Raw genomic sequence first — 6,044 nt, forward strand, 5'->3', positions numbered from 1 at the left:
GGGGGGGGGGGCCGTCGCCGTGCGGGACGGGGTCAGCGGCGGCCCACCGACTCCGCCTCGTTCCAGAACGCGGTCAGCGCGCTCGCGACGGTCTCGGGCGCCTCCACGTTGGGGGAGTGACCGGCGCCGGGCACCACGAGGCGCTTGGCGCCCAGCCGCTCGGCCATCCGGTCCTGCTCCTCCAGCGGCCAGGCTTCGTCGTTCTCGCCGTACAGGACCAGCTTGGGGACCTCCACCCGGGCCACCTCGTCCACGCGGTCCGGCGCGGACACCAGCTCCTCGGCCATGTGCATCAGGCCCACGGCGCTGCTCCTGAGCAGCCGCTCGCGCAGGAAGTCGCGGATCTCGGGCCGGGGGCTGCGGGCCCGCGCCACGGAGTCGAACTGCTCCTCCCACAGCTCGCGGAGCCGCTCGGCGGTGGGGTTGATGGACACGGCGGCGATGAGGGCGCTCGCCGTGTTCGCGCCCGGGCCGCTCAGGGCGCCGGGGCCCGAGCACAGGAGGGTGAGCGAGGCCAGCGGGGCCATCTCCACCAGCGCGGCCTCGCGGGAGACCAGCCCGCCGAAGGAGTGGCCCAGCAGATGGACGGGGCCGCCGTCACCGATCTGGTCCATGACCTCGGTGACCACCGCGCCCAGGGAGGGCAGGCCGTAGTCCGGTCTGCGCACGCCCGGGGGAGGGGAGAGGGATTCGGGGCCCGGCGACTCGTAGGTGCCGGGCAGGTCGATCGCGACCACCTCCCGCCCGGCCTGGGCCAGGCTCTGGAGGAGGGAGATGAAGTCCTCCTTGCTGCCGGTGAACCCGTGCACCAGGACAGCGGGGGCGAGTTCGGGGCCGCCGGAGGTGGGCAGCGCCCGCAGGGCGGCCACCGGACCGTACGACAGGTTCAGATCGGCGCGTCGCACGCCCGGTGGCAGGTCGAGGAACTGAGGTGTACTCACGTCGGGTCACCCTAGACGATCGCCGGCCCGGGCAGAGATAACCCGGGCCGTGGCCGACGGCCGGGACCGGCGCGGACGTCGGTCCCAGGGCCCCGCGAACGGGCGCGGGGCGCACGGCCGCGACGCCCGCCACGGGCGGGCGCCGGGAGGGGTCAGGTGTTCTCGGGGTCCCTGCGGACCGCGCCTCGGGTGCGGCGGCGGCGCCGTACCCTGCGCGCGCCCTCGTCGGAGGGGGCCGCGCCCTCGCGCGGCGCCTCCTGGGCGGCGGGCGTGCTCTCGGCCCTCCCGCCCGGGGCGGTCTCGACCCCGGCCGTGCCCTGGCCGCCGCGGGTGCGCCGACGCGAACGGTTGCGGCCGCGACCGCGCCCGCCCTCGTCACGGTCGCTCTCACCGCGTCCGCTCCCCGAGCGCGCGCCCTCGACGCGACCCCGGCCCCGCCGGCCGCCGCGCTCGCCGCGCGCCACTCCGGTGTCGCCGATGTCCTCGATCTCCTCGGCCTCCAGACCCGCGTGATCGTCGCGCCGGTCCTCGGCCAGCTTGCCCTTGGTCCCGGCCGGGATCCGCAGCGCCTCGAAGAAGTGCGGCGAGGTGGAGTAGGTCTCCTCCGGCTCGTGGAAGGGCAGTCCGAGGGCGCCGTTGATCAGCTTCCAGCGCGGCATCTCCTGCCAGTCCACGAAGGTGACGGCGGTGCCGCTGCGCCCGGCCCGGCCGGTGCGGCCGATGCGGTGCGTGTAGGTCTTCTCGTCCTCGGGGGTCTCGTAGTTGACCACGTGCGTGACGTCGTCCACGTCCAGTCCCCGGGCGGCCACGTCGGTGGCGACCAGGATGTTGATCTTGCCGTTGCGGAAGGCCCGCAGGGCCCGCTCGCGCTGGCTCTGCCCCAGGTCGCCGTGGACGGCCGCGACGGCGAACCCGCGCGCCTCCAGGTCGCCCGCCACCCGGTCGCAGGCCCGCTTGGTCTGGCAGAACACCATGCTCTGGCCGTGGTCGCTGGCCTGGAGCAGGCGGGCGAGCATCTCGATCTTGTCCATCTGGTGGGTGCGGAACGCGTGCTGCGTGATCTGCCCCGTGATGGCCGAGCCGTCGATCTCGTCGTCGTCGCTCGCGCGCACGTGCGTGGGACGGCGCAGGTACTTGCGCGACAGGGAGACGATCTCGCTCGGCATGGTGGCCGAGAAGAGCATGGTCTGGCGGTCGTCCGGGGTCCTGGTGAGGATGCGCTCGATGTCGGGCAGGAAGCCCAGGTCGAGCATCTTGTCGGCCTCGTCCAGCACCACCGCGGACACCCCGTCCAGGCGCAGGTGCTTCTGCTTCTCCAGGTCCAGCAGGCGGCCCGGGGTGCCGACGACGACGTCGGTGCCCTCCTTGAGCCCGTTGACCTGCGGCTCGTAGGAGCGGCCGCCGTAGACGGTCAGGATGCGGGTCCCGCTGCGCTTGCTGGCGGTGGTCAGGTCCGCGGCGACCTGGATGGCCAGCTCGCGGGTGGGGACCACGACCAGGGCGCGCGGCCGCTTGGGCGTTCCGGGGTCCTTCTGCGCCCGCTGGAGCAGGGGCAGGCCGAAGGCCAGGGTCTTACCGGTGCCGGTACGGGCCTGGCCGATGATGTCGCTGCCGCCCAGCGCGATCGGCAGGGCGAGTTCCTGGATGAGGAAGGGCTCGATGATCCCCTCGGCCTCCAGGGCGTCCGCGAGCTCGGTGCTCACACCGAGGTCGCGGAAGGTCGTCTTGGGTTTGGTGGTCTCTGCTGTGCTGCTCAGGGCTCAAGCCTCCATCTTGGCGGGCCGCAACGTTGGCGTGGCCGCGGCGGGATGCGGTCGCGGACGGCTCCTGGCCGCCGCGGGGGCGCGGCTCACCGGTCGTTCCTCTCGCGGAACGGTGCGGTGGCGCTGCCGTGAGGACCCGTGCGGCGCAGGGGTTGTCCGGCCGCGGATCGGGACCGTCCCCGCTCGGGACGGGGTGCATCCGTGGTTCGTCGTTGTTCCTCGCGCGGTCCGGGCCACCGTCGGTGGGGTCCGCGCCTGTGCGGGCGCCGCCTCCGCGGCGCCGGTACGTGGGAGATCCCGCGTGTGTGAGGGAGATGTCCGCGTCGGGCGCACACACCGGTCATCACGCAGAGTCTAGCTGGTGACTCGCCAGGTGGACATACCAGTTCACCGGGCTGTGGACGGCTTGGACCGTACCCGCTCCCGGCGTGTACAACCGTGCCTTCGGTCCGTTTAGTCCCCGGTTCGGCGCCCGGGCGGCCTGGCGATACCCTGACGGGCATGACCCACGGCCCCTCCGCCGAGCCCGGCGTGATCGACCTGCTCGGCCTGCTCGCCTACGCGGAGCTCGGCTCCTTCTTCCGCCTCGCCGACGACGCGGGCCTGGCCCCGTCGCTGCGCTCCAAGGGTCAGCTGGCCGCCCTCGCCGCCACCGAGCAGGCGCACTACCAGTCGCTGCGCGACCGGCTGGAGGAGCTGGGCGTCGTGCCCGAGGAGGCCATGGAGCCCTTCGTGGAGCCGCTGGACGCCTGGCACGACAGGACCGAGCCGCAGAGCTGGCTGGAGAGCCTGGTCAAGACCTACGTCGGCGAGGGCATCGCGGGGGACTTCTACCGCAAGGTCGCCGAGCTGGCCGACGAGGACACGCGCACCCTGGTCGAGGGCGTGCTGGCCGAGACCGACCGGGCCGAGTTCGTCTCCGCGACGGTGCGCGCCGCCGTGGAGGAGGACCCCAAGCTGGTCGGGCGCCTGTCCCTGTGGGCGCGCCGCCTGGTCGGCGAGGCGCTCAGCCAGGCGCAGGCGGTGGCGGTCTCGCGCCCCCGGCTCGCCGCGCTCCTGGCGGGGGACGGCGGACACGCCGCGGACGGCACGGGGCTCGGAGACCTCGCCGCGGTCAGCCGGATGTTCGCCTCGCTCACCGATCGCCACTCCGACCGCCTCAGGGCCATGGGGCTGACCGCCTGACCCGCTGTCGCGGCGGCCCGATTCCTTGCCCGTCCTTGACCGGGACCTGTGCGACCTTGGTCAAGCGCGGGTAATATCCAACACTTTCGTGACGATTCGTTGGGCACTGGCCGTAAAATCAGTGAAGTTTCCGTCTCCTGACCACGCGAGTAGGTACTTCCATGCCCAGTGGGACCTCCGTGCGCCATCCGCTGGCCGGACTCACCCGTGACTTCCACCGGATCGGCCCCCTAGGCGCCCCGATCGAGCCCTGGATGTGCGCTGAGCTGGACCAGCACGCCGCACAGGTGTGCGAAGGCATCACCTCCTCCGGCGGCGTGCTCAACGCCCGCACCCTGGGCACCTACCTGCACGGGTTCCTCGACGGCTGCCTCGAACGGGGCTGGGACTCCGAGGCGGTCGAGTACGACTGGGAGACACTGCGCATCCTCGCGATCTGCCGACTGGCCAAGGAGCGCGGTTTCGTCCGCTAGGTTTGGTGGCGTCCGCAGAACGGTGTGGTCCACAACCCGAGCTCCTCGTGGCCCCCGCCCCTGCCCGTTCTCCGGTGGAGACCCGTCATCGGGCGTACGCTGAAAAGTACCGGTGACTCCACAGCGGCCGACCACGGCCCGGCGCACCGCGGCAGAACCAGGGCCCTGCGGAATGCAACCTGGGACTGACGGTGTTATGTCGGTCCGGAAAACGGACCACAGACACCGTAACTTGCGGAGCGGCCCGCAGAGCCGCGAGAAAGGAAGGCGAATGAGGAGCGGTCGGCATGGGGCGGCGCGCCCACCGGTCGGCGTCCTGATCCAACAGGACCGCGTCGACTTCGCGCTTTTCGCACTGATCTTCGTCGTCGCGCTGGTGTCGATGGTCTTCACCGGGCCCGGGAACGCCGCTTTCTGGCTGGCCTTCCTCCCGATCATCGCCTCCGTCGTACTGACCTTCCGGCGGATCGAGCACCTCTCCCGCCTGGAGCTGCGCGACTCCGAATTCCTCTAGGAGGCGCCTCGCGGGCCGTTCGCACCGGCCCGCCGAGCGATCCTGACGGCACACGGCGAGGGCGGGGCCGCACGGCCCCGCCCTCGTCGCGTGTCCGCGCCCCGGCTACGGAGCGGGCGGCTCGCCGCCCGTGCCGCGCCGCGCGCTCTGGGAGGTCGCGCCCTCGCGCGGCTCCGTGCGCCCGGCGTCCGCGGGACGGCCCAGGGCCGCCTCGCGGCCGGCCCGGTAGCTGCCCTCCTCGCTCATGCGGTTGGTCTCGCGCTCGGCCACGTCCAGCCAGCGGGACCAGCGCGAGCGCATCGGCTCGATCATGCCGCCGCCCACGCCGACGACGAGGATGCCGCCGATCGTGGCCAGGACCGCGATCAGCACCGGCACGGTGACGGTCACCGCCACGCCCATCTGGTTCAGCGCCGCGATGACGCCGAGGGCCAGGATGAACACGCCCGCGGCGTTGGCCAGGAAGCGGCCGTAGGAGAGGCCGCCCAGCGCGCCGGAGACGATGTCGCGGACCGCCTTGGCGATCATCGCGGCCACCACCACGATCACCAGCGCGACGATGCCGCGCGGGATCCAGGCGATGACGTCGTTGAGCAGCGTGCTGATCGGGTTCGGTCCGAAGACGCTGAACGCGAGCGTGAACACGAACAGCAGCCCGACGTAGTAGATGATCTTTCCGCACAGCTCGCTGGCGCTCCACCGGCTGCGCTCGAAGTACTCGCCCACACCTCCGCGGTGCAGGGCGCGGTCCAGTCCGACGCCGTGCAGACCCTTGGCGACCGCCTTGCCCACCAGCCAGGCGATGATCCATCCCAGGACCAGGATCACCAGGAAGCCGATCAGCAGAGGCACGAAACTCGCCACCGCCTGCCAGGCCGTCGACAGGCCCTGACCCATGTCCATAACGTCTTCACCCCCAAATCGCTTGCTCCGCCGGGGCTTCGAAGCGAAGGACCGGGCGGATACGGCGAAGAGAAGTGCGTTACTTCTCATTCCGGCGATACCCGGAGGGCGGCAATTGAATCGCTTGTCCCACGCAAGCGGAGGTGATTACCTTTTTTTGGGACATTCCTTGCGCGGCGGTGGGAAGAAATTCCTTTTCCGTGTGCCGGGGCGCTTTCCGGGGAGCACCGGGAAAGGCGAGGGCCCCCGTGCGCGCACGGGGGCC

General features: G+C 72.1%; 6 protein-coding genes. 3 read left to right on the top strand and 3 right to left on the bottom strand.

Features of this window, described 5'->3' with window-relative positions:
- Positions 1 to 32: 32 nt before the first annotated feature.
- Positions 33 to 905, bottom strand: a complete 873-nt coding sequence (locus DQW06_RS08765; protein WP_041552862.1) for an alpha/beta fold hydrolase — start codon at positions 903 to 905, stop codon at positions 33 to 35.
- 188 nt (positions 906 to 1,093) lie between these two features.
- Entirely contained in the window at positions 1,094 to 2,644 is a 1,551-nt protein-coding gene (locus tag DQW06_RS08770; protein ID WP_013154836.1) for a DEAD/DEAH box helicase, read from the bottom strand.
- Positions 2,645 to 3,205: 561 nt separating this feature from the next.
- Here DQW06_RS08770 and DQW06_RS08780 point away from each other — a divergent pair.
- From DQW06_RS08780 to DQW06_RS08790, 3 genes are all read left to right on the top strand, one after another.
- The gene (locus tag DQW06_RS08780; RefSeq protein WP_013154835.1) at positions 3,206 to 3,889 is read left to right on the top strand and encodes a ferritin-like fold-containing protein; all 684 of its coding nucleotides are present in this window, start codon (positions 3,206 to 3,208) and stop codon (positions 3,887 to 3,889) included.
- A 161-nt stretch (positions 3,890 to 4,050) separates the two neighbouring features.
- Positions 4,051 to 4,362 carry a DUF6401 family natural product biosynthesis protein gene (locus DQW06_RS08785; protein WP_013154834.1) on the top strand — a complete coding sequence of 104 codons (312 nt, stop codon included), beginning with the start codon at positions 4,051 to 4,053 and terminating at the stop codon, positions 4,360 to 4,362.
- A gap of 271 nt (positions 4,363 to 4,633) precedes the next feature.
- The gene (locus DQW06_RS08790; protein WP_013154833.1) at positions 4,634 to 4,876 is read left to right on the top strand and encodes a hypothetical protein; all 243 of its coding nucleotides are present in this window, start codon (positions 4,634 to 4,636) and stop codon (positions 4,874 to 4,876) included.
- 105 nt (positions 4,877 to 4,981) lie between these two features.
- On the opposite strand, the gene DQW06_RS08795 is transcribed toward DQW06_RS08790, so the two are convergent.
- Positions 4,982 to 5,779, bottom strand: coding sequence for a hypothetical protein (locus tag DQW06_RS08795; RefSeq protein ID WP_117198273.1), 798 nt, complete (start codon positions 5,777 to 5,779; stop codon positions 4,982 to 4,984).
- Positions 5,780 to 6,044: the final 265 nt, after the last annotated feature.

This window comes from Nocardiopsis sp. TNDT3, assembly GCF_003427465.1.
Classification (GTDB): domain Bacteria; phylum Actinomycetota; class Actinomycetes; order Streptosporangiales; family Streptosporangiaceae; genus Nocardiopsis; species Nocardiopsis dassonvillei.

Bases quoted from the DNA above. Each gene is read 5' to 3' on its own strand.
- DQW06_RS08785 (WP_013154834.1), top strand. From the start codon at position 4,051: ATGCCCAGTGGGACCTCCGTGCGCCATCCGCTGGCCGGACTCACCCGT.
- DQW06_RS08795 (WP_117198273.1), bottom strand. From the start codon at position 5,779: ATGGACATGGGTCAGGGCCTGTCGACGGCCTGGCAGGCGGTGGCGAGT.
- DQW06_RS08790 (WP_013154833.1), top strand. From the start codon at position 4,634: ATGAGGAGCGGTCGGCATGGGGCGGCGCGCCCACCGGTCGGCGTCCTG.
- DQW06_RS08780 (WP_013154835.1), top strand. From the start codon at position 3,206: ATGACCCACGGCCCCTCCGCCGAGCCCGGCGTGATCGACCTGCTCGGC.